Source organism: Spirosoma agri, assembly GCF_010747415.1.
GTDB classification, from domain to species: Bacteria; Bacteroidota; Bacteroidia; order Cytophagales; family Spirosomataceae; genus Spirosoma; species Spirosoma agri.
The window spans coordinates 1,537,976-1,559,989 of sequence record NZ_JAAGNZ010000001.1 but is presented as its reverse complement, the minus strand read 5'-3'; the positions used below and the strand labels follow the sequence as shown (position 1 = coordinate 1,559,989).

The 22,014-nt window shown below is 49.3% G+C and carries 17 protein-coding genes; 14 read left to right on the top strand and 3 right to left on the bottom strand.

What is annotated here, in order from left to right; all coding sequences use genetic code 11:
- Window positions 1-32 precede the first annotated feature (32 nt).
- The 6 genes from GK091_RS06445 (at window position 33) to GK091_RS06415 (ending at window position 5,392) form a co-directional block, all read left to right on the top strand.
- Complete coding sequence (locus tag GK091_RS06445) at window positions 33-1,784, top strand: RagB/SusD family nutrient uptake outer membrane protein (protein WP_164035772.1); 1,752 nt, start codon at window positions 33-35, stop codon at window positions 1,782-1,784.
- Between the two features lie 779 nt (window positions 1,785-2,563).
- Window positions 2,564-3,154, top strand: a complete 591-nt coding sequence (locus GK091_RS06435; protein ID WP_164035771.1) for an RNA polymerase sigma factor — start codon at window positions 2,564-2,566, stop codon at window positions 3,152-3,154.
- Window positions 3,155-3,211: 57 nt separating this feature from the next.
- Window positions 3,212-4,222, top strand: a complete 1,011-nt coding sequence (locus GK091_RS06430) for a S1C family serine protease (protein WP_164035770.1) — start codon at window positions 3,212-3,214, stop codon at window positions 4,220-4,222.
- 65 nt (window positions 4,223-4,287) lie between these two features.
- Window positions 4,288-4,563: a hypothetical protein gene (locus tag GK091_RS06425; RefSeq protein ID WP_164035769.1), complete on the top strand. Its 276-nt coding sequence runs from the start codon at window positions 4,288-4,290 to the stop codon at window positions 4,561-4,563.
- 156 nt (window positions 4,564-4,719) lie between these two features.
- Window positions 4,720-4,968 (top strand): MoaD/ThiS family protein, encoded by a 249-nt coding sequence (locus tag GK091_RS06420; protein ID WP_164035768.1) that lies wholly within the window; start codon window positions 4,720-4,722, stop codon window positions 4,966-4,968.
- Between the two features lie 13 nt (window positions 4,969-4,981).
- Window positions 4,982-5,392 carry a molybdenum cofactor biosynthesis protein MoaE gene (locus GK091_RS06415; RefSeq protein WP_164035767.1) on the top strand — a complete coding sequence of 137 codons (411 nt, stop codon included), beginning with the start codon at window positions 4,982-4,984 and terminating at the stop codon, window positions 5,390-5,392.
- A gap of 44 nt (window positions 5,393-5,436) precedes the next feature.
- Here GK091_RS06415 and GK091_RS06410 read toward each other — a convergent pair whose 3' ends face one another.
- Entirely contained in the window at window positions 5,437-6,573 is a 1,137-nt protein-coding gene (locus GK091_RS06410; protein ID WP_164035766.1) for an endonuclease/exonuclease/phosphatase family protein, read from the bottom strand.
- 186 nt (window positions 6,574-6,759) lie between these two features.
- On the opposite strand from GK091_RS06410, the gene GK091_RS06405 reads away from it, so the two are divergent.
- From GK091_RS06405 to GK091_RS06385, 5 genes are all read left to right on the top strand, one after another.
- Complete coding sequence (locus GK091_RS06405; protein WP_164035765.1) at window positions 6,760-7,272, top strand: ribosome maturation factor RimP; 513 nt, start codon at window positions 6,760-6,762, stop codon at window positions 7,270-7,272.
- 80 nt (window positions 7,273-7,352) lie between these two features.
- Entirely contained in the window at window positions 7,353-8,597 is a 1,245-nt protein-coding gene (gene nusA / locus GK091_RS06400) for a transcription termination factor NusA (RefSeq protein ID WP_164035764.1), read from the top strand.
- A 141-nt stretch (window positions 8,598-8,738) separates the two neighbouring features.
- Window positions 8,739-12,197, top strand: a complete 3,459-nt coding sequence (infB, locus tag GK091_RS06395) for a translation initiation factor IF-2 (RefSeq protein ID WP_164035763.1) — start codon at window positions 8,739-8,741, stop codon at window positions 12,195-12,197.
- Window positions 12,198-12,329: 132 nt separating this feature from the next.
- A complete protein-coding gene (locus GK091_RS06390; protein WP_164035762.1) occupies window positions 12,330-13,034 on the top strand; it encodes a metallophosphoesterase in 705 nt (234 codons plus the stop codon).
- A 91-nt stretch (window positions 13,035-13,125) separates the two neighbouring features.
- Window positions 13,126-15,213 (top strand): BatA domain-containing protein, encoded by a 2,088-nt coding sequence (locus GK091_RS06385; RefSeq protein WP_164035761.1) that lies wholly within the window; start codon window positions 13,126-13,128, stop codon window positions 15,211-15,213.
- A gap of 152 nt (window positions 15,214-15,365) precedes the next feature.
- Here GK091_RS06385 and GK091_RS06380 read toward each other — a convergent pair whose 3' ends face one another.
- Together GK091_RS06380 and fmt are read right to left on the bottom strand one after the other, a co-directional pair.
- The gene (locus tag GK091_RS06380; RefSeq protein ID WP_164035760.1) at window positions 15,366-15,884 is read right to left on the bottom strand and encodes a dihydrofolate reductase; all 519 of its coding nucleotides are present in this window, start codon (window positions 15,882-15,884) and stop codon (window positions 15,366-15,368) included.
- Between the two features lie 85 nt (window positions 15,885-15,969).
- Entirely contained in the window at window positions 15,970-16,893 is a 924-nt protein-coding gene (fmt, locus tag GK091_RS06375; protein ID WP_246202153.1) for a methionyl-tRNA formyltransferase, read from the bottom strand.
- A gap of 305 nt (window positions 16,894-17,198) precedes the next feature.
- Here fmt and greA point away from each other — a divergent pair, with 305 nt between their 5' ends.
- The 3 genes from greA (at window position 17,199) to GK091_RS06360 (ending at window position 21,978) form a co-directional block, all read left to right on the top strand.
- Complete coding sequence (gene greA, locus GK091_RS06370; protein ID WP_164035759.1) at window positions 17,199-17,672, top strand: transcription elongation factor GreA; 474 nt, start codon at window positions 17,199-17,201, stop codon at window positions 17,670-17,672.
- Window positions 17,673-17,754: 82 nt separating this feature from the next.
- Complete coding sequence (locus tag GK091_RS06365) at window positions 17,755-18,144, top strand: HIT family protein (RefSeq protein WP_164035758.1); 390 nt, start codon at window positions 17,755-17,757, stop codon at window positions 18,142-18,144.
- 153 nt (window positions 18,145-18,297) lie between these two features.
- Window positions 18,298-21,978, top strand: coding sequence for a M12 family metallo-peptidase (locus GK091_RS06360; RefSeq protein ID WP_164035757.1), 3,681 nt, complete (start codon window positions 18,298-18,300; stop codon window positions 21,976-21,978).
- Window positions 21,979-22,014: the final 36 nt, after the last annotated feature.

The window sequence follows — 22,014 nt, the reverse complement described above, 5'->3', positions numbered from 1 at the left end:
CATTAATTATCTAATCTTAGGTAAATTCCATTATGAAAAAGACCATTATAAAGGGTGTAACGGTAACGGCAATGCTTACGCTGGTTACGTTTGCCTGTAAAGACAAGTTTCTAGATGTACCGGCTACTGGTCAGCTGGCCCTGAGCCAGACCACATCAAAAGCTGGACTCGAGGCACTGTTGCTCTCTTCCTACGCTCAATTGAATGGACGGGGATTCTCCAGAGCTACCAGCTCCTACAACTGGGTGCGGGGTAGCGTTTCAGGGGGGGAAGCCAACAAAGGTTCGAACTCCGGTGATGGTGGCGGTAACACCAACTTCAATACCTTTCAGCGTTACGAAATATTACCAACAAATGGTGATATCAATGACAAATGGCGGGGTATGTATGAAGGGATCAGCCGGGCCAATGCAGCCATTCGCGCGCTTGCTTCTGCCGGTTCTGACGTTACCTCATCCGACAAGACACGTATAACGGCGGAAGCTCGTTTTCTGCGGGCTCACTACCATTTTGAATTGAAGCGCTCGTTCAACATGGTTCCGTATATAGACGAGACGCTTGATTACGGATCAGGCATTGAGAAGGTTACGAACGCTACGGACATCTGGTCAAAAATTGAAACTGACTTTAAATATGCCGTTGATAACCTCCCCGCTACGCAGGGTGCAGTAGGCCGGGCCAATAAATGGGCAGCGACAGCTTACCTGGCTAAGACCTATCTCTATCAGAAGAAGTACTCAGACGCGAAAACTCTGTTTGACCAGGTTATTGCCAGCGGTACAACATCGGATGGTAAGAAGTATGGTTTAGTAACGAACTACACGGATCTGTTCAATGCGGCCAAAGACAATAGCCAGGAGTCTATTTTCGCGATTCAGGCCGCCGTTAACACGGGTGACGTTAGCAACTCAGCGCAGGAATTGGACCTGAACTTTCCTTACAACACGGGATCGAATGGTCCTGCCGGTTGCTGCGGATTTTTCGCACCTAGCTTTGAGCTAGCGAACTCATTCCGGGTTAGTTCTACGGGTTTACCTTTATTGGATGGTTCGTATAATTCAGGCTCCAACCAGTTGAAAAACGATCAGGGTATTGCCTCAAAAGCAGACTTCACGCCTGATTCCGGACCAGTTGACCCACGTTTGGATTGGTCGATAGGCCGTCGGGGAATTCCTTATCTGGATTGGCAGGTTCACCCAGGTCTTGACTGGATTCGTGACCAAAGTTATGCAGGTCCGTTTTCACCCAAGAAGTTCATCTTCTATCGTGCGCAGGATAAGAGCCTAACGGATGGTAGTTCCTGGACAGATGGGTATTCGGCTATCAATTACAACATTATTCGCTATGCCGATGTGTTGCTGATGGCAGCTGAAGCCGAAATCGAAGTGGGTAGTTTGGAAGTGGCTCGTACCTACATTAATCAGATCAGAACCCGGGCTGCCAATGCAGACACGTGGGTAAAAGGGTCTGATGGCAAAAATGCTGCGAATTATGTGATCAGCAACTATACAACTGCGTTTGCTAGTAAAGACGCAGCTCGTACGGCTGTTCAGTTCGAACGTAAACTGGAGTTATCCGGCGAAGGTCACCGCTTCTACGATCTCGTTCGTTGGGGTAATGCAGCAACGGTATTGAATGCCTTCCTGGCCTACGAGAGCGTGAAGCTACCGACGGGTTACGCAGGGGCTAAATTCACCGCGAATAAGGATGAGTATTTCCCGATTCCGCAAACGCAGATTGATTACCAGGGTAAAGACATTCTTAAGCAGAATCCTGGTTATTGATTCCTGGTTTATAGTGTTTTAAACGAAAATAGCCTCCTGGATCGACCAGGAGGCTATTTTCGTTTAAAAGGATTTTTGGTAAGGTCAGAAGGGTGAAACGAAATTGGCATACAAATAGACACAGTCATTGACAACACAGTGGCAGTCAAGCGGGAAGGGGAAAGGGCTACTAGAAAATGCCAGAATGTGAAATCATAATGGCCTGTGCATCGTTCTTAAGCAACGGTGATCGTACAAACGAGTCCATACCAACACGAGAAACGCTTACTAAAAGACGTATCACTTGACAGATAGCCTGTTTATTCTTTTGGTAGGCGCTCCCTGGCAGTACGACCAGTATAAAAAACAGAAGCCCCTCAACTAATTGAAGGGCTCCCAAACGTTTATAGCGTTGTCGGTATTTAGTACCGGCAGTTGTGCCTTAGTAAAAATTACTTCGCGCTATCTGACGACATCGTCGAAGCCGAATCACCAGCCATCGTAGAGTCAGTAGCCATCGTAGACGATGAATCAGACATCATGGTTGAAGTAGAATCGGTCGAAGTCGTCTCAGTTTCAGTCTTTTTCGAGCTGCAAGAGGTTGCAAGGGCGATCATAGCCATGAAAAAGAAGGCAGATTTCGTGATTGCTTTCATAGATTTGGAGTGTTTTTGTTTAGTTGTGATTATTAGAACAATGTCAACGTTAATACCCTATAGGAAAAAAGGTAACCCAACTTTTTTTAACTTTTTTTTGGGTTACGTTTAAAGTGATTTCGTATTAAGTAATGAGTCCATGCAATGAAGGAAAGTAGGCGGGCCGTATTGACTGATGATGAATTACTGGCGGGCCTGGCCACTGGTTCCGACGATGCGCTGAACCAACTGTACCGACGGTATTTTCCAATGGTATTGCATTTCATTACCACTAACAACGGGAATGAAGACGACGCCAAAGATATTTATCAGGAGACCATCGTCATCGTGTATGAGAAGGCGCAAAGCGGTTCACTGGAACTGCACTGTCAGCTAAAAACATACTTGTATTCTGTTAGCCGGCGACTTTGGCTGAAGCAGTTAGCGCAACGAAATCGGTACATGGTACGCGATATTGAAGCACCCGTTGCTGATGACTTTGCCGGCCAGCAGCTTGATTCTGATCTGACCGAACACGAAGAGCGAGACCGGCAGTTTGATCTGATGGCCGACTCACTCGATCGACTTGGCGAACCCTGTCGGACACTGCTGGACGATTTTTACATTCAGCATCTGAGCATGCAGGCGATAACCGACAAGTTTGGCTATACGAATACCGACAACGCGAAAACGCAGAAATACAAGTGCCTTATGCGATTGAAGCGATTGTTTTTTTCTGAGTATAAACCAACCTAAGAGAGACTACAGCGGTTTCGGTCTTTCAACATACTAATGTAAATCTGCACTACGACAATGGATATTAATGACGAAAGAGACGTTGAGAACACCTTAGTAGCGTATGGTGAACGCAGCCGGCTTCAGCAGAAACTGGCGGCTATCCATGCCGATCTTGACATGAACGCCGTGCGTGATGAGGCTGGTCTATATCAGCAATCAGGTAAGGTCCGTTCGCTCTGGAATACCTACCGTACTACGCTGGCAGTTGCAGCCTCCGTTGCCGTTATTACCACATTCGGGTCAATTTTCCTGTACCGTTCCTACCAGCAGGGCCACCGGCAGCAGGAACAGCAATATAGCCTGTTAAGCAAAGAAATTCAGGCGGTTAAATCATCACAGCGAAAATTGCTCAGTGATCTTAACGGTCGTGGGCGCTCCCTTTTTGTAAATCCCGCGCAGGTGTCAGGTTCCGGATTTATGCTGACGGCTGATGGGTATATGGTTACCAACAATCATATTGTTCGGGATGCCGATTCGGTATATGTACAAAGCCCAACCGGTGAAGTTTACAAGGCGCGGGTTGTTCATGCCGACCAGACGTATGACCTGGCTTTTTTGCAACTTTGCGACGATAGCGCCTTTCGTACGCTGACGCCCCTCCCCTATAGTTTCGACGAGCAACAGTCCGATTTAGGTGAGCGGGTTTATACACTCGGTTACCCACGGGAAGAGATTGTCTACGGTGAAGGTTATCTCAGTTCCGGGACCGGCTACGGTGGCGACACAACCGCCTATCAGGTAGCAATTGGTGTGAATCCCGGTAACTCGGGTGGACCATTGCTGGACGAAAAAGGTAACGTAATTGGCATAATCAGCGGTAAGCAAACTACATCGGAAGGGGTAAGTTTCGCTGTAAAAACGAATTACCTGCTAAAAGCCCTCAACAATATTCCCACCGACTCATTGAAAGGCCTGCCGTTGCGACTGAATCGAAAAAATACCCTGGCTCATCTGCCGCGTAAGCTGCAAATCAAACGGATGCAGGCGTATGTTTACCAGGTAAAAGTTTTCAAGCATAAAGAGTAAGCTGTCGGCAAACAATCTGTGCTTTGAGCAGTTATGATACTATCATACACAATCACTCAAAGGCAATGAAAAAGGTAATGATGGTAGCTGCCGCACTGGTTTTTACAATCGGTGTTGCTTCGGCTCAGGATTCTAAAGTAAAAGAAACAGCTAAACAGGCTGGACAAACCGTTGACGCAGCTGCCGACAAAGCAGGTCGCGAAACAAAAAAGGCGGGTCGGAAAATATCGACTGCCGCTAAAAATACGAAAGAAGACGTAAAAGAAGGTACGAACAAAACGCTTGATAAAGCGGACCGGAAAATGAAAAAAGCTGAACGGAAAATGGATAACTCCAAGTAATCAACAGCTTTCTCTTTTAACCAGAAAACGGTGACACTGCTCGATGAGTGATGGCACCGTTTTTTATTGCTCCATGAAGAAACTTCACGCTGTAGATACGACGTTAACCAATCAAGTAGCATTGTGTACTACTCGTATATAGCCTTTTTTTGCTTGATGAACACCCCCGTCTCAGTACTTCTTTTTGGCATCACTCGCGACCTTACGGGTCAATCGGCACTATCGGTACCGGTTGGCGAAGGCGCTCGTGTTTGCGATCTGCTCGACCAGCTGTATCAGGCCTATCCCCCACTAGCTGGCATCAAATCACTTTTAGTGGCGGTCAATGGTGAATATGCCGAAACCGACCAAGTGCTTGGCAGTAAAGATGAAATTGCTCTGATTCCTCCCGTTAGTGGTGGTTAAATTCAATTAGCTTATGATTACGCTTACCACCGATCCCATTGATGTTACGGCGGCACTTCAATACCTTCAATCTGAACAGGCGGGAGCACTTGACCTCTTTCTGGGTGTCGTGCGTGACAATACGCAGGATCGTCCCGTCGATCGACTTGAGTATGAAGCCTACGATCGAATGGCGATCAGCGAAATGCAGAAAATTGCCGATCAGGCCCACGAACGGTGGCCTATTCTTCGGTATGCGATCATTCACCGAAAGGGCGTACTGGGTACGGGCGAAATTGCAGTACTGATTGGTGTGGCCACAGCCCACCGCGCTGATGCGTTCGAGGCCTGTCGCTACATCATCGATACCATCAAACAGACGGTCCCTATCTGGAAAAAAGAAGTATTTACGGATGGCGAAGTGTGGGTAAATGCCCATCCATAATGGCAAAACAGTACTTGGTGAATTGAGAAAAGACTGTTAACACCTTATTTTTTCTTCCTTGCACCACCAATTAGATACGTGCCGGCAATTGGATAATGGTCGGAATAACTGACGTAATTGATTGTCTCGAAATTGAGGGGTGGCAATTTCGGATCATGGAACTGATGATCGATGCGAATGTAGCCTGGTAAGCGGTTATACGTGAAGCCGAAGCCGCGTCCGGCATCCTCAAAACTGTTCGGCAGTACCCGGCGCATTTCTTCGTAGACAACACTGTACGGTGTGTCGTTATGATCGCCTGTGATAATGACTGGAAACTCGCTTTCGCGAATGTGCCGCTCCACCCGCTTGACCTGTTCACGGCGTTCAATAAATCCGTACCGCAACGCACTCAGCACACCTCTCGTCTCGTGCCGAACACCCGTTAATTTATCCTGCTTGAATACTTTTCCAACCCGGATGCCCATCGATTGTAGATGGACGTTAATGACTCGGATTGTGTCCTGTCCGACTTTTATGTTGGCCCAAACCAAGCCATTCCCCCGACTGAATACCTCCCTACCCGAGTGAATGATTGGGTAGATCGAAAAAATAGCGACACCAACGCTACCATCCGTAACACTGGCCAGTTCGGGATGCAGCAGCGCAGAATAGCTGTAGCCTGCCTGCCGAAATCGCCGAACTACGTCATAATCGGGATTCGCCGTTGACGTATGAAATTCCTGAAAGCATTTTACGGGCGCATCGTAGCGAAGTGCGTAATTAACGATGCGCCGAACTTTAGGCGAGCTGTGAACCCGCGCCCAGTCATTGTCCAGTCCAAACGATTGAACATTGTAACTAAACACTTTTACGGATGTACCACCTCCCGGTGTATTTCTGGGTGAATTCCAGACGAACGTACGCTGGCCAAATAGCACAACGCCAATAAGAAGCACTACCCCCGACAGCCAGCTCCGCCAAGGACGCGTAAAAAGCCACAGGACCAGGCACACTAGGTTGAACAACCAGACAATCGGGATCGAGATCATTACCATACCCGCCGACCAATGCTGACTGGGCAAACTATATAATAGCCAGTAGCTTAACAGCGTATATAAAGCGAGCAGTAAATTCAGCGACCAAAATAAAGAACGAAAGAAAAAAGTAGTGAAGCGCCTGATCTGGAAGCCTACATTCATAATATCGTTGAGCAGCCCAAAGTTTGTTTTCGGGCTAAAAATAAAGCTTTAAGAGTATAAACCTGCTATACGACTGGACAACAGGAGTTGCAAAGCACCGAAGTATATTGTATGTTTGTGTCATAATTACCGTATGGCGTTAGTAAAAAAAGGGAGTCGGACTCCCTTTTTTGTTAGCCCTACCTTATGGACGACAAAGCAAAAATCACCGAACTGCTGCAACCCTATCTGAACGACGGCCAGCTTTATATCATTGACGTTCAGGTAGTTGGTCGACAGGGTGGCCGAATCAAAGTCACAATTTTAGTAGACAGCGACACCGGTATTCAGATTGACGAATGCGCTGATATTAGCCGCCGACTTGGTCTGGAGATGGATGAGTCAAATTTCTTCGGTGAATCTCCCTTCATACTTGAAGTTTCTTCACCGGGCGTAGATTATCCACTGACGCTCCCGCGTCAATATGTTCGCAACATAGGCAGGAGTCTTAGTGTTACCTTACTCGATGGCACAATCTATAAGGGCCAGTTGGAGTCTGTTGATGAGAACGGCATTATGCTGCTGATCGAACCAGAAAAGAAGTCGAAGAGTAAAAAGAAGAAAGAAGCGGATTTGTCTATAAAAGTTCCGGTTAGTGGCCCCACGGTCGTCCCGTTCGAACAGATTAAAACTGCTAATGTAGAAATATCATTTAAATAGTAGTCAGCAGGTAATTACCAGCTAGTACCAAGTGCACTAAATGGACCGTGATCTGTGAACTATAAACTACTAATTTGACAATGACCAGTGGATTATTAATCGAATCGTTTGCCGATTTCGCCCGGTCGAAGAATATTGACCGGCCAACCATGATCGCTATTCTGGAAGAAGTCTTCCGGACAATGATTCGTAAAAAATACGGCACCGACGAAAATTTTGATGTTATTATCAACGCGGAAAGCGGTGATCTGGAAATGTGGCGCACACGCGAAATCGTGGACGACGATTCTGAAGATATTTGGGATTATGACAAAATCCCGCTCACGGAAGCGCACAAAATCCAGGACGACTTTGAAGTAGGCGAACAAGTTGCTGAAGAAGTGAAGTTGGAAGATTTTGGCCGTCGGGTTGTGCAAACCGCTCGCCAAACGCTGATTCAGAAGATAAAGGATATGGAGAAAGAACTCCTTTATCAGAAATACAAGGATCAGGTTGGCGACCTGCTCACGGCAGAAGTCTATCAACTGCTGAAGCACGAAATCATTCTGGTCGATTCGGAGGGTAACGAGTTGAGCCTGCCCCGTACGGAACAGATCTCGAAAGACCGTTATCGCAAAGGTGAAGCCGTGAAAGCGGTCGTAAGTCGCGTCGACATGCTGAATGGCACACCCAAAATTGTGTTGTCCCGCACATCGCCCGTCTTTCTTGAGCGGTTGTTTGAAATTGAAGTACCGGAAATTTATGACGGCCTCATTTCGATCCGTAAGATCGTTCGGGAGCCGGGAGAGCGGGCCAAAGTCGCTGTCGAATCATACGACGATCGCATTGACCCGGTTGGTGCCTGTGTCGGTATGAAGGGGTCACGTATACACGGTATTGTCCGGGAGCTGGGCAATGAGAACATAGACGTCATTAACTACACGGAAAACCTCGAATTGCTGATCAGCAGGGCTCTGAGTCCGGCTAAGATCAGTTCGATGCAGATTGACCGTGAAACTAAGCGTGTCTCTGTTTACCTCAAACCAGACCAAGTTTCACTGGCGATCGGTAAAGGTGGTCAAAACATCAAACTGGCCGGCCGGTTGGTGGACATGGAAATTGACGTTTTCCGCGATAACGAAGGACACGAAGACGATGAAGACGTTGACCTGATGGAGTTCTCCGATGAGATCGACGAATGGATGATCAATGAGCTTCGTAAGGTTGGCCTCGATACTGCCAAAAGCGTATTGGCCCTCAACAAGGAAGAACTTGTTCGACGAACCGATCTGGAAGAAGATACAGTGGAGGAAATTTTGAATATCCTCAAACAGGAATTTGAGTAAGTTTTCAGGCAAAGTGGAGTTCAACTATTCTTCACTTTGCACTTTTCATTCCTCATTATCAAAATGAGGGATTTTTATTGCGGTAAGTGTTGTTCATACTATATCAACAACCATTAAATTTGCCGAATATAGACCTAACGTATGGCAGAAGATAAGTCAATGCGCCTAAGCCAAGTGGCAAAAATTCTCAACAAAGGGCTTTCCTCTGTTGCGAATAGTCTGTCTGCCAAAGGGTTTAAGGTTGAAATTAATCCTAACACCAAAATCAACACAGAACAGTTGGAAGTGTTAGCGAAGGAGTATAAATCAACGGAACTCCTGAACGGAGCTCGCCGATCCGAACCGTCGGTTGCGGTCGCCGAGCCACCGCGTCGTCGGGAGGAAGATGTCATTTTGTACCGTCGTGATGACGCAGGTCGTCCCATTGTGGACGCGAAGGCGGACGTTCCTAAGACAGACGTCCCTCGGGCTGACGCGCCTATTCCAGCGCCAACCGAGTCAAAACCATCCCCACAAACCGCATCAACCGGTTTGCCAGGGCTAAAAGTGATCGGCAAAATTGATCTTAATGCGAAACCAGTTCCACAACCTGCTCCGGCTGCAAAAGCACCCGCTCCACAGGAGGTGAAACCAGTCGAAGCACCTCGTGTAGAAACGCCTAAGGCAGAAGTACCAAAACCTGTTGTGCCACAGCCTGTTGCTGTTCAGCCGCCTGTCGAAGCACCGAAGCCCGTACAGCCACCTGCTGAGGTGAAGGTAGTCGCTACGCCACCGGTGGTTGCAGAAGCTCCGGTTCAGCCGGTTGCTCCCGTACAGACACCAAAAGTAGAAACGCCACAAGCGGTTGTTCAGCCAAAAGTAGAACCCGTTCAGGCACAGCCGGAACCTACCCCAGTTGCCAAAGCGCCCGCTCCACAGGAAGTGAAACCAGTCGAAGCACCTCGCGTAGAAACGCCTAAACCCGTTGAACCAGCGAGTAGCACAGCACCTAAGGCAGAACAACCACGTCAGGACGATCGCTCCAAAAACACGAGTAATCAGCCAAAACCAGCCACGCCACAGCCGACTTCGCCAGTTGCGGAGGATGCAAACGCTAGCGAACCAACGGCCACTACCGAAACAATTCGGGCGGCTGGCAGTCACCAGCTTGGCGGGTTGAAAATTCTTGGTAAAATCGAATTACCTGTTAACAACCCTCGTCAGGGGGGAGGAAACAGTAATGCGGATAAGAAGAAACGTAAGCGTATTCGCGGAGGTCGCGAAGGTGCAGTCGGTGGCAGTGTTCAGCCAAACCAGAGTGGCAATCAACCACAAGGCCAGGGTGGACAGAATGCGCCACGTAACGATCGTGGACCACGGGATGCCCAAAGCGACCGAGGCCCGGCAAATCGGGTAGCGGGCGATCGTACTCAACCCGGCCAGCAGCGGGATGGTCAACGCCCACAGGGTGATCGTCCGGCCGGTGGTCAGCGCGATGCAAATCGTCCGGCAGCCGCTCCGGCAGGAAGCGGCCAGTCACAAGGTCAGGGAGGCAACAACACAGCTAACCGCGGTGGACAGGGCAATGCGAATGCAACGCCTAACAACCGAACAGGTGGTGGAGGTGCAGGCAACAATGCGAACCGGGGAGGCAACAATGCGAACCGGGGAGGCAGTACAGCCAATCGCGGAGGTGGTAACCGCCGTGAAGCACCTACGCAGGCCGACGTTCGGAAGTCTATCCAGCAGACCAACGCCCGGATGCAGGGTAACACGCCTAATCGTGGTGCCGACCGCCGTCGTGACCGTCGTGCCGACCGTGTTGAGCGCGATCGTTTAGCCAGCGAACAGGAGGAACTGGAAGCAAAAATCCTGAAAGTTACCGAGTTCGTATCCGCAAACGACCTGGCCTCGCTCATGGACGTTTCGATCAACGAAGTAATTTCGGTCTGTTTGAACCTGGGCATGTTCGTCTCGATCAACCAGCGGTTAGATGCTGAAGCAATTACAGTTATCGCCGATGAGTTTGGTTACGATGTACAGTTTGTATCGGCTGAAGATGAAACCGAGGCAGGTATCGATGTTGATGAGGATGAACCCGACGAATTGCAGCCACGGGCTCCGATCGTAACGATCATGGGTCACGTTGACCACGGTAAAACGTCGTTGCTTGATTACATTCGTCGTGCGAAAGTAGCAGCGGGTGAAGCCGGGGGTATTACGCAGCACATCGGGGCATACAGTGTAAAAACGTCGGATGATCGGATGATTACCTTCCTTGATACACCGGGTCACGAAGCCTTTACGGCCATGCGTGCACGGGGAGCCAAGGTAACAGACGTTGTTATTATTGTGATCGCTGCCGATGACAGCATCATGCCACAAACACGCGAAGCGATCAACCATGCTCAGGTAGCTGGTGTTCCTATCGTATTTGCCTTCTCGAAAGTAGATAAACCAGGTGCCGATGCGGAGAAAATCCGGTCTGAGCTGGCATCGATGAATATGCTCGTTGAAGAATGGGGAGGTAAATATCAGGCACAGGAAATCTCGTCGAAATCCGGTATGGGTGTCGATGACCTGCTCGAGAAAGTACTGCTTGAGGCAGAACTTCTCGAACTGAAGGCCAATCCAGACCGTCGTTCGTTTGGTACCGTCATCGAAGCCTCGCTCGACAAAGGCCGGGGTTACATTTCGACCGTACTGGTTGAGAATGGAACGTTGCGGCAGGGTGATATCATGCTTGTTGGTGCGCACTACGGTCGCATCCGGGCTATGACAAACGACCGTGGCGAACGGATCAAAGAAGCAGGGCCAGCAACACCGGTTCAGATTCTTGGTCTTCCGGGCGCTCCGCAGGCTGGTGACAAGTTCAACGTGATGGAAACGGAGCGTGAAGCCCGCGAGATCGCGAACAAACGTGAGCAACTCCTGCGCGAACAGACACTGCGTACCCGCAAGCACATTACGCTTGAAGAAATTGGTCGCCGAAAAGCGATTGGTACCTTCAAAGAGCTGAATGTGATTGTAAAAGGTGACGTGGACGGTTCGGTCGAAGCCCTTTCTGATTCGCTGCTACAGCTTTCGACGGAAGAGGTTCAGGTCAACATCATTCATAAAGCGGTCGGGCAGATCTCTGAATCAGATATTCTGCTTGCCTCAGCTTCGGATGCGGTTGTCGTTGGTTTCCAGGTCCGGCCATCAGCGAATGCCCGTAAACTGGCAGAACAGGAACAAATTGAGATTCGTCTGTACTCGATCATTTACGACGCGATCAACGAAGTGAAGGATGCTATGGAAGGTCTGTTAGCACCAACATCGGAAGAAGTTGTAACGGGTAACATAGAGGTCCGTGACGTGTTCAAGATCAGCAAAGTCGGAACAGTAGCGGGTTGCTATGTGACAGAAGGTGTTATCAAACGAAATAATAAGATTCGTGTTATCCGCGACTTTATCGTGATCCACACGGGTGAAATCAGTGCCTTGAAACGGTTCAAAGACGATGTCAGTGAAGTTCGTTCGAGCTACGAATGTGGTTTGAGTGTCCGGAACTTCAACGATATCGAGGTTGGCGATACCATCGAAGCATTTGAAATCAAAGAAGTGAAACGGACGTTGTAAGTCTGACTCTTCGATCAGAATTTAGCCCCAATCGGTTTCCGGTTGGGGCTTTTTGTTTAGTATTGGTTTGAAGGAAGTCCGCGCGTTACCATTGCTGGAAATTGCGTCCAATCCCGAACTCACAGTAAGCCTATGAACATTCTTACCGTCAGTGATTTACACGGTCGAACCGTCTGGCGGGAAGCGGATTTCAATGCGTATGATCAGATCATTTTTCTGGGCGACTATACAGACGGTTATGGTGCAGATGACGAAACTATCTACGCTAATCTGCTGTCGATCATAGAGTTAAAACAGCAACAACCCGATAAATTTGTTTTGCTCGTTGGTAATCACGACGCTCAGTATCTCCATTATCCAAATTACCGGTGCTCTGGTTTTCGGCCTCGGGCACAACCCGAATTAAGCACGTTGTTTGAGACGTATGCCGATTACTTTCAGATAGCCCATCAGATTGGTGCTTATCTATTCAGCCATGCTGGTGTGACCAACAAATGGCTGGCACGACTGTTGGCTAAAACGGACCGAAATCCAGTGTCGATCACGTCCGGTTATGCGCTCGCTGATTTACTCAATTCCGTTCACAAGCGGCCTGTCCAAACACAGCGTATTTTGTTCGAAGTTGGCCCAAGGCGAGGTGGTTATGATCCGTTCAGTGGCCCCATCTGGGCTGATCAGTCCGAAAGTAAGGTAGATTATCTGCTTGGGTTTCACCAGACGGTAGGCCATACACCAGTCGAAAAGTTTAAAACGGTTGGCACCAGCAGCGGTTCAATTACGTACATAGATGTATTACAAACAAAAACAGCATTTTATGAACTCATAATCCCTGATTAACTTAGGGTGTAGAAACCAAAGTTCGGAGTTGAGTCGTTAATACAATGACCTTTATTCGTTCGCAGCCCTAATTTCGTCGAAACCATCCTGAATGAATTTCCTATATCCCTCTTTTCTCTTCGGTCTGTTGGCGGTGTCGGTCCCGATTGCCATTCATCTGTTTAATTTCCGTAGAACGCGTCGGGTGTTCTTCACCAATGTAGCCCTTCTGCGTACGGTTCAGACCGAGACCAAGTCGTTCAGGCGGCTGAAGCACTGGCTTATTCTGGTTGCGCGTTGCCTGTTTCTGATCTGTCTGGTGCTGGCTTTTGCCCAGCCGTTCATTCCAAGTAAGAATAAGCTGGGCCTCTCGCGGCAAGGTGTTACAAGTCTGTATCTGGATAACTCATTTAGTATGCAGAACGAGCTGAACACCAAGCGTTACCTGGATATAGCGACGACTAAACTAGATGAACTACTAACGTTATTCCGCAACGCAACGTCGCTACAGTTGCTTACGAACGATTTTTCAGCGGCTGAACAGCAAACAGGAAGCGCTGAGTCGGTACGCGACCGCGTTACATCCATTCGTTTTGCACATACGCCAAGAACGCTGGAAACCGTTTACCGACGACAGCGAAACCTGCTGTCGAGTTTAAATCCGGGCGGACGCAACCAGATTTTCTGGTTCTCTGATTTTCAGAAAAGTACAGTTGGTGATTTGTCCCGTCTGCAAATCGACACGACCGATCGGCTATTCATCGTGCCCCTAAACGCTCAGGCGACCAAAAATGTATACGTCGATTCTGTCTGGCTCAGTACGCCCTTTATCCGCGAAATGCAGAATAATAGCCTGAATGTCAAGCTAAACAACGGCGGGCGCGAAAACGTAAAGAATCTCCCGGTGCGCTTGTACCTAGATGATACGCAGACGTCGACGGCCTCGGCAACCCTGCCACCCGGCGGTTCGGTAACGGTATCACTCAACTTCAATGTAACGAAAAAGGGCTACCACCGGGGACGCATTGTGTTTGAAGATTTTCCGATCACGTTCGACAATCAGTCTTTTTTTGTCATCGAAGCCTCTCCCGCTGTTCGGGTGCTGCATTTATTTGAGCAAAAAAGCAGTTCGCCTGGTCGCTCAACGGATTATATCGATGCCGTTTACTCAAATGACAGTCTGTTTGTCCGGCGGAGTTTCAATGCGCAGAATTTCGATGTCGGTCAGCTGAAAGAGACTGATCTGATTGTACTGGAAGGTGTTTCGCAGATAAGCGGCACCTTACGAAGCGAACTCGAACGGTTTGTTCAGCAGGGCGGTAGTCTGACGATTATTCCCCCCACCAACCCGGATTTGGCTTCTTACGGACCCTTTCTGAACACGCTGGGCGTAGGTGGCGTACAGAGCACAGCCGTTGCGGTAGGCACTATACCTTCCCTCCTGCCCGTTGCCGATCCAGACCGACGAAATCCATTTTTCCGGGATGTGTTTCAGCAGAGTTATCAGTCGGAGTCGTTGAACATGCCCAGTTCAGCCCCTGTCTGGCGGTGGAACGCAGGCGAACGGCTGCTCAGCCTGCGCGACGGAAGCCCATTGCTAACGCAGTCGAAGGCGGGTCAGGGCAATGTTTACATATTGGCGAACCCGTTGTCAGGTGCTTACGGAAACTTGGCCGAACATGCTCTTTTTGTGCCGGTAATGTATAAAATGGCCGCTCTTAGTGTCCGGGCGCAACGGACCGCCTACTCATTCGACGATAATTTGATTACCATTCCGGTCAAAAATCCATCAGAACGGTCGGTTTACAAATTGAAACACGATAAGCTGGAAATCATTCCGGTGCAGCGCACGGTTGGGAATCAGCTACTACTCGAAATGCCAAAAAGCAACGAATTGAGTGCTGGTCAGGAAGTGGAAGCCGGTTACTACGAATTGCAGCTTGACGGCAAAACCGAGCGTCTGTTAGCATTCAATCACGGTAATAAAGAATCGGTCATGGACTTTTATCCGGCCGATGAACTACGGCGGGCCTTTGCCAGTCAGCCTAATGTTGAGGTGTTTGACAGCATTCAGGACAACGATTTCGTTCAGGTGCTTGAGCAGGAAAACCTAGGACGCAGTCTCTGGAAGTACTTCCTGCTGGCAGCTCTGGCCTTCCTGCTGGTTGAAGTTGGATTGGTCCGGTTTATGAAAGGCTAAACTACTGCCTCTCAATCAGGGAACCCCTTCCCTTTTTTAGGCGAAACGTCGGTTCGACTCTCATTCGTTGCGAGTCGAACCGACGTTTTTTTGTGCTGTTACTTCCCAAGGAAGCGGGACTACGTTCAATGTATAGTACTTCGGCGTGTCGGCTAGACGGGTTTTCGATCGTATTCAACAAAGTCGAAACTTACCGCATGACGTTCATCAGAGGGGTGCGGCTGTCGGCTCACCTCCTGCCACTCATCTTTATCGAACGATGGGAAAACAGCGTCGCCTTCATACGCTTTATGAATCTCGGTCAGGTATAGCGTTGTCGCAAGAGGTAACGCAATCGTGTAAATTTCGGCTCCACCAATCACGAAGATCTCATCGGACAGTAAGTCCGAATCGGTTTGCATAGCGCCTTTCGCTTCAGCAAGGGCATCGTCGAGTGTATGCACGACCGTTACGCCACTAGCGGAGAAATCAGGATTGCGGGTAATGACTATGTTCGTGCGTTTTGGTAGTGGCTTGCCAAGTGCGTCGAGCGACTTACGACCCATAATGATCGGATGATGAAGCGTTTTACGCTTAAAAAAGGCAAAATCATCCGGTAAATGCCAGGGCATATCATTGTTATTACCAATAACGCCATTCTGCGCCACGGCAGCGATCAGACTAATTTTCATACGATGTAATTGAGGATTGTGTGGTAGGTAACTGTGCTTTCTTTCATCACGCATCGCTACCGCTACCGCCGTTCGGCAGATAGGATCAAATACGGTTTCCCCGCAAAAACTCCTCGGCGGTCATACGTCGTTTTCCTTCGGCCTGTATGAGATCAAGACTCAGCCAGCCATCAGCCGCCCGAACCATAATTATCTTTTTATTGTCGCTGTAAGCCTCACCAATTTCAGCCGCGAAGGGAGATTCATTGGTTACCGTAACCTGATAGACTTTAAAAAACTTCCCGTTGATCATTGTCCAGGCCGTAGGATAAGGCGACAGGCCCCGCACGAAATTCCGGATGGTCAGCACAGGCTGGTTCCAGTTGATTTCGGTGGTTTCCCGGCTTAATTTCGGGGCAGGCTTCAGATCATCGGCAGTGGGTTGTGGTGTGCGGGGATAGTCACCGGCTTCAATGGCACGAACCGTTTTTAATACCAGGTCGGCACCCCGTTCCATCAATCGATCATGGACGGTTCCGGCCGTATCGTCCGGGTAGATAGGTTCGTAATCCTGAAAAATCATCTGCCCGGTGTCGATTTCTTTCTCAATAAAAAATGTGGTGACACCCGTCTGCGTTTCGCCGTTGATGATGGCCCAGTTGATCGGTGCCGCCCCCCGATAGTGCGGAAGCAGGGAGCCATGCAGGTTGAACGTTCCAATAGTGGGCATGGCCCAGACAACTTCAGGCAGCATCCGGAAGGCGACGACAACCTGTAAATCAGCGTTGTAACTCGCCAATTGTTCCAGAAACGCCGGGTCACGAAGTTTTTCAGGTTGCAGGACCGGTATGTTAGCGGCTTCTGCTGCTTTCTTTACTGCCGAAGGCGTAAGCTGTAAACCCCGGCCCGATGGTCGGTCAGGGGCGGTTACGACAGCCACGACGGTACAACCACCGCCCAGAAGCCGCTGTAGCGTGGCAACGGCGAAATCAGGCGTACCCATAAACACAATACGTAGCGAATTATTCATGAATCACTAACTCAGTTTTTGACCCGGCAGATGCGTAAATTGTTGATATAGCCGGGAAGTATTTCTATTTTTGTATCAACGATGCATTGCTTTACATGTCATAGTAAAACGAATTGACCGGCAAACTGCCTGCCCATGCGACGAACAAATTACCATAGTACAAAACCGCTCGCTTCGGAAATCCGACGGCGACGCTGACACGGCTGCAAAGAAAACCAATTTGGTTGCAGAACGGTCGGTGTACCGTTCTTTTTGTTTTACGGCAACCCAAACCAATGTGAAAAAGTAAGTACGTACATATCATTATGGCAAAGATTTCTTATTATACTGAAGAAGGTCTCAATCGGCTCAAGAGTGAGCTGAATGACTTGAAAACGAAAGGCCGGACCGCCATTGCTCACCAGATTGCAGAAGCCCGCGACAAGGGTGACCTTAGTGAAAACGCCGAGTATGATGCCGCCAAGGATGCGCAGGGGCTTCATGAACTGAAGATATCGAAACTTGAGGAAGTATTGTCCAACGCCCGCATCCTCGACGAGTCGACGATTGATGCGTCTCAGGTATCGGTCTTGTCGAAAGTGAAAATCAAGAATAAGAAAAACGGCGTAGAGATGCTCTATACGCTTGTTTCAGAAGAAGAAGCCGATCTGAAAGCGGGCCGTATTTCGGTGGGTTCTCCTATTGGTAAGGGCCTTCTGGGCAAGCGCGTCGGCGACACGGCAGAAATCAAAGTTCCCGCTGGAATCGTGGAGTTTGAAGTTGTTGACATTGCCCGGTAATACAGTATGAAGACGATGGACTTCGCGATCGTGGCAACACGGTTCCAGGGCTATCGTCTTCGATTTTAATCGACCTTGATTTATGCCTTCCATCTTTTCCCGAATCGTCGCTGGCGAAATCCCGGCGCATAAGATCGCTGAAACTGACGATTATCTGGCGTTTCTGGACGTAATGCCCACCACAATGGGCCACACGCTGGTTATTCCAAAAAAAGAGGTCGATTACATTTTTGACCTGGACGATGATCTATATGGAGGACTGATGGCTTTTGCCAAAAAAGTAGCTCCCGCCATTGAGAAGGCGATTCCCTGTCTTCGCATTGGTGTGGCGGTCGTTGGTCTGGAAGTGCCTCATGCCCACATCCACCTGATTCCACTCAATTCGATGGCCGACATGAACTTCAATAACAAGCTGAAACCTAGTCAGGATGAACTGGCCGAGACAGCCGACAAGATCCGGCAACAGTTGTAATGCCAGTCACTTACGAACGAATACGGCAGCTAATTCTGAATTAGCTGCCGTATTCGTTTATATAGATACCGATAACTAACATGGCTCTATTTCTCTGCTCTTAGTCGTCGATTTTTTAGTTGGTTGCGGCTTTATTTTAACCGCACCATATACATGAAAAATCTCTCCGTAGCAACGTTACTGGGTTGCCTCCTTCTATTTTCCCTATTAACGCACGCACAGACTCCGCTTCAATGCGGAGTCGATGATCGTCAGTTGCCGGATAGCACTGTTCGGCTTATGGGGCAACTTCCCCGGTTGATGGCCGACCAGCGCGCCCGGAAAACAGCCGGTGAACGCAGAATCTGTCGGGTAGCGGTCGAGATCGATTCTGACACCTACCTGGAATTTGAGAAAGACACAAACCGAATCCGCAGTTTTTTCCTAAATCGTATTGAGCAGGCATCAAAAATTTATGAGCGTGAAATCAATACGCAACTTGTTGTTGTCTATTTTCACATATGGAAGGACTCTGAGCCCGACCCATATCGAGGTGAACTGGATATATATAAACTCTATCCTATTTTTTCAAACGCATGGTTAAGCAAGTTCAACCAGATAGCGTACGACAAACGAGTTTATTTTCCAACAAAAGCCATTTACGGTGCAGGTGGATTGGGCGGGGGCGTTCAGGCAATATCGGGCAATCAGACTGACCTAAATACGCTCGCTCACGAAATTGGCCATTGCTTCGGCTCTCCTCACACACATAGCTGCACATGGCCGGGTGGTCCGATTGACTTCTGCTCTACCACGGAAGGTGGGTGTTATACAGAGTCACTTCAGAACATTACGGGTACGATCATGAGTTACTGTGGCAAGAGCTCACTGTCGTTCCACCCGCTGTGTCAGACGCTTATGACCGACCACGCGGTCAAGAATTTCACCACGCTGACAACACCGGATAAAGCGCCGGTTCTGGCCCCTCAACTAACCGTCTCAGGAACACCGTTTTTGTATTGGAACGGTCAGCCACAAGCCGAACGCTACGACATTGATGTAGCAACAGACGCTGGCTTTGCGCAGAAAGTTATCAGCGATACGACCCTTATCAACGGGTACGATATGAGCAAACTCGTAACCGGACAGGTGTATTATGTACGGGTTCGGTCAACCAATAAATTCGGCGTATCGAACTGGTCTGGCGTTAGTCAGCTAAAGATAGCACCGGCTGGCAGTCTGGCGGCCCCCGTACTGCTCTCACCCACGCCCGATCAGACGCAGGTTCCCTACACGAATACCAGCCGTCATTTTTCGGTGCAGCCAGTGAGCGGAGCAACGGCCTACGAGATCCAACTGACCAGCAGCTACGACGAGTCATTCAAGACGCCATTTACCACGAAGATTAGCCCTACGGCTTCGTTCACCGTCGCATCGTCTTCATTTGGTATTGTCCGTTGGCGGGTACGGGCCGTGTTTGGCACGCAAAACGGGCCCTGGTCAGCGGTAGGACGCTTTTTCGTCAATCAGCTTCCCGGCTATTTTTACCGTCCCTTTTATGATACGGCCCCGCTCACGTTTCCCTATTCCTATTACCCAACGATCTCTTCCGCTATTGTTCAGGTTACTGTAGCAACCGACTCACTTTTTACGAAACCTGTTTACACCCGCACGTTCCGGGATGGCGGATTTTATACCGGTACGCTGACTGATTTATCGCCAAATACGCAGTATTACATAAAATTCGACGAAACAAGTAAGGACTATGGCCTCCCGACGGGTATACTCTCCAGACTCGTTCAATCCTTCAAAACGGGTAGTGCCTCACTCTCTCCGCGCTGGTCGTTAATTAACAATACGACCTACCCGGAATGGCCACAGGGGTATGCCAGTGGCACACTAGAACTCAGTAAAGAAGCGGCCTGGTATGCTAATACCGATGGACCCACCCGAATAAGTCAGGACAGTCTGAAGATCCGGGTATTTAACCGGGAAACGACGAAAGGAGCAATTGGTAACTTCGGTGCGGCACTCAGTGGCGACGGTACTGGGATTATATGGGTAACAAACCGAACATCGGTCAATGTTTTTAAAGCTGGCTTCGCTGTTCCGTATTATCAGCTGGGCAAAATTTCGGAGCAAACGAATACCTTAACCGACCGAACCAGTTTTTACGCTACGAACAGCTTTTCGGAGTTCAATGCCAGCCAGCGCTTGTTTTACTCCTACAACAGCATTTATCAGCCAAAAGCCGACAGTCTGGACAAAATCTATTCGCTACCGACCAATCACTTTATCAATCAAACCCTGACCCGACCGGGCGTTGTCTGGATGATCCAGTATAATTCGGCAAGCAGTACGGCACCCTATGAACTGGTTCAGGTAAATACAATCACCCGCGCTACACAGGTGTTTAGTGCCGACAACACACCCCAATTGGGAAAATACCTCAATTATATGGCCACGGATGGACTCGGCAATCTGTGGGTTTCTCAATCGAGTTCAACATTTCCGTTTCCACCGCTGGCCAAATTTAACGGGACGACCTGGACCAGCATCGACAAAAGTGCGACGATGCCTGTCTCGTATGTGCTCAATATGGCGAATGATCCAGTCGGAAATTTGTATGTCATCGATAATTCCTCCCCCCGTGTTCTTTACAAGTATGATGGACAAACCTGGAAAAAACTTACCGACATGTCTATCTATGCCAACATGGGCACAATGACCGCTGATTATCAGGGCAATGTATGGTTTAATGGTCCCTATCAACTGATCCGATACGCAGCCTGTGCCAATGTCCCAATCCCTACCCTGACAGCTTCTAAACAAACGATTGAGATCGGGGAAAGCGTAACGTTACAGGCGGCTGGCTGTTCGGATGTGGTATGGTCCTGGGCCAGTGAATCGGAAACTGTTACGAACAGGCTCATCAAGGGCACGAATCAATTGATCATTAAGCCCGAGACAAACATCACTTATAGCAGCCGCTGTTATACGAGTGGCTGTTCAGGCGACGAAACGACCCTGACGGTAATGGTACTACCGAAACTTACCTTTACTAAACCGGGCAAAACGGCTTATTGCCTGGGCGATTCGCTTACGGCCACCTACAGCTTGCAGGGAAAAGTATCAACCACCAATCAGTTTTCATTTGTCTTTAAGTCCGGCAATCAGCTGACTGCGCTACCAGCCACGGTACGGGGAGCGGGTCTGTCGGCCTTGCTACCCGGCACGTTGGCCCCAGGTCGCTACACAGTTTACGTTGAAACGACCCAGCCGGTTGTTCGCGCCCGTGACTCCATTCAGGTTAACGTGTCAGCCCTGCCAACAGCTGAATTAAGCAGCAATAAGCTAACCTTTCCACTCGGCGACAGTGCCCGCATTTCAGTAGCGTTAACCGGGCTGGCTCCCTGGAAATTCACGCGCTGGGATGGGCTGGCTATTCAGACCAGCGCATCGCCGTATCAATTTGTGATTCGAGCGACCCAACCCACTAATTATAGCATTGCCCTGAGCGGCCTTAGCGATGCCAACTGTGCAACTGGTACGATAAAAAATTCGGTGGTCGTTAGTGCGTTGGCGCTGGCCAATGAGCCTGTTGCCGCCGACGGTATTTCGGTCTATCCCAATCCGGTCACGTCCCGGCTGACCATTGACGTAAGTCCGGCGAGGGCTCCCCTTGCCTGGCTTCGATTACGCGACAGTCAGGGACGTGAGGTCGGGAGTAGACAACCTGTGCAGCGCACCCGTCGGGATGAGTGGGATATCAGCACATTACCGACTGGCCAATACATTCTTTTCATTGAAACCAGCGATGGCCAGCAAGCCAGTTGGAAAGTTGTAAAGCAGTAAAATCAGACAGAGCCAACCGATGCACCAGCAATTCGG

Bases quoted from the DNA above. Each gene is read 5' to 3' on its own strand.
- GK091_RS06360 (WP_164035757.1), top strand. From the start codon at position 18,298: ATGAAAAATCTCTCCGTAGCAACGTTACTGGGTTGCCTCCTTCTATTT.
- GK091_RS06420 (WP_164035768.1), top strand. From the start codon at position 4,720: ATGAACACCCCCGTCTCAGTACTTCTTTTTGGCATCACTCGCGACCTT.
- GK091_RS06435 (WP_164035771.1), top strand. From the start codon at position 2,564: ATGAAGGAAAGTAGGCGGGCCGTATTGACTGATGATGAATTACTGGCG.
- GK091_RS06365 (WP_164035758.1), top strand. From the start codon at position 17,755: ATGCCTTCCATCTTTTCCCGAATCGTCGCTGGCGAAATCCCGGCGCAT.
- GK091_RS06415 (WP_164035767.1), top strand. From the start codon at position 4,982: ATGATTACGCTTACCACCGATCCCATTGATGTTACGGCGGCACTTCAA.
- GK091_RS06445 (WP_164035772.1), top strand. From the start codon at position 33: ATGAAAAAGACCATTATAAAGGGTGTAACGGTAACGGCAATGCTTACG.
- fmt (WP_246202153.1), bottom strand. From the start codon at position 16,893: ATGAATAATTCGCTACGTATTGTGTTTATGGGTACGCCTGATTTCGCC.
- nusA (WP_164035764.1), top strand. From the start codon at position 7,353: ATGACCAGTGGATTATTAATCGAATCGTTTGCCGATTTCGCCCGGTCG.
- GK091_RS06410 (WP_164035766.1), bottom strand. From the start codon at position 6,573: ATGAATGTAGGCTTCCAGATCAGGCGCTTCACTACTTTTTTCTTTCGT.
- GK091_RS06425 (WP_164035769.1), top strand. From the start codon at position 4,288: ATGAAAAAGGTAATGATGGTAGCTGCCGCACTGGTTTTTACAATCGGT.
- GK091_RS06385 (WP_164035761.1), top strand. From the start codon at position 13,126: ATGAATTTCCTATATCCCTCTTTTCTCTTCGGTCTGTTGGCGGTGTCG.
- GK091_RS06430 (WP_164035770.1), top strand. From the start codon at position 3,212: ATGGATATTAATGACGAAAGAGACGTTGAGAACACCTTAGTAGCGTAT.
- GK091_RS06390 (WP_164035762.1), top strand. From the start codon at position 12,330: ATGAACATTCTTACCGTCAGTGATTTACACGGTCGAACCGTCTGGCGG.
- GK091_RS06380 (WP_164035760.1), bottom strand. From the start codon at position 15,884: ATGAAAATTAGTCTGATCGCTGCCGTGGCGCAGAATGGCGTTATTGGT.
- greA (WP_164035759.1), top strand. From the start codon at position 17,199: ATGGCAAAGATTTCTTATTATACTGAAGAAGGTCTCAATCGGCTCAAG.
- GK091_RS06405 (WP_164035765.1), top strand. From the start codon at position 6,760: ATGGACGACAAAGCAAAAATCACCGAACTGCTGCAACCCTATCTGAAC.
- infB (WP_164035763.1), top strand. From the start codon at position 8,739: ATGGCAGAAGATAAGTCAATGCGCCTAAGCCAAGTGGCAAAAATTCTC.